The 1,062-nt window shown below is 51.9% G+C and carries 1 protein-coding gene; it reads left to right on the top strand.

Annotated features, from left to right (window positions below; genetic code table 11):
* Positions 1-76: 76 nt before the first annotated feature.
* On the top strand, positions 77-1,062 hold a 986-nt coding region (locus tag B5D32_RS14715; protein WP_242943485.1), incomplete at its 3' end, for an ABC transporter permease.

The raw sequence follows: 1,062 nt of genomic DNA, 5'->3' as shown, positions 1-1,062 counted from the left end.
AAACACAAAGGCCAGTCTTTCCGGCACGGGATATGCTGTGCGAAAACCCGTATATCTTTGGATGACGGAGGATGCTTTGCGGCAGGACTATGCAAGGTACGAAAGCGCCGAGCAGTTGGACAGCCATATGAGCCGCATGGAGCACCGGGGCAATAGGGTGATGGGAGATACCAGAATCGAGGCTCTGGATAACAGTCTGTTTGACAAGCTGCAAGTGTTCGACGGAGATATTTCTCCCATGCTGGAGCCGGACAATAACGCCATTGCCATTGCGGTTTCTTTGGATGATTACGGCAATCTGCCCAATCTTGAATACTACCCCAAGGTGGGAGACACGATCACCGCTACCTATGCGGAGGATGTGAAATATATCGACAGCCGCACCGGAGAACTCTGCACCGAAGATACACCGGAGGAGTACCTTCAGGAAAAACTGTATGGAGAAAGAGATGTGGAGTACACGGTCTGCGCCTTGGTAGAGCTTCCGTATTCCATGAGTTATCGTTATGGTGGGATTGGATACGAGGCAGTTTTGTCTGTGGACACCGCACAGAGGGACAGCGGCGGTGCAGCCATTCCGATGCTCTACCTGTTCGACGCAGCGGACGAAGTGGACGAAGCCGAAGCAGAGCAATATCTATCGAAGCTCACTGCCGGTGAGTTTTCGCCCTTGATGTATGAAAGCAAGGCCACGGCGCGCTCTGAATTTGCTCAGTTCCGGCAGATGTTCCTTCTGATAGGTGGTATTCTCTGTGCTATCATCGGGCTGGTGGGACTCTTAAATTTCTTCAACGCCATGATGACCGGTATTCTTTCCCGCCGCCGTGAATTTGCTGTGCTTCAGGCTGTAGGAATGACGAACCGGCAGCTCAAAACCATGCTGATCTACGAGGGATTATTTTACGCAATGTCCTCCGTAGCGGCGGCCTTTATTCTGTCGCTGGCGGTGGGACCTCTTGCAGGAAAAATGCTGGGCAGTATGTTCTGGTTCTTTGAGTATCGATTCACCATTCTGCCTGTCCTGCTGACAATTCCGGTATTTCTTCTGCTGGGGTGGCTGAT

The organism is Gemmiger formicilis (assembly GCF_900167555.1).
Classification (GTDB): domain Bacteria; phylum Bacillota; class Clostridia; order Oscillospirales; family Ruminococcaceae; genus Gemmiger; species Gemmiger formicilis.
This window is presented reverse-complemented; position numbering and strand designations above follow the sequence as displayed.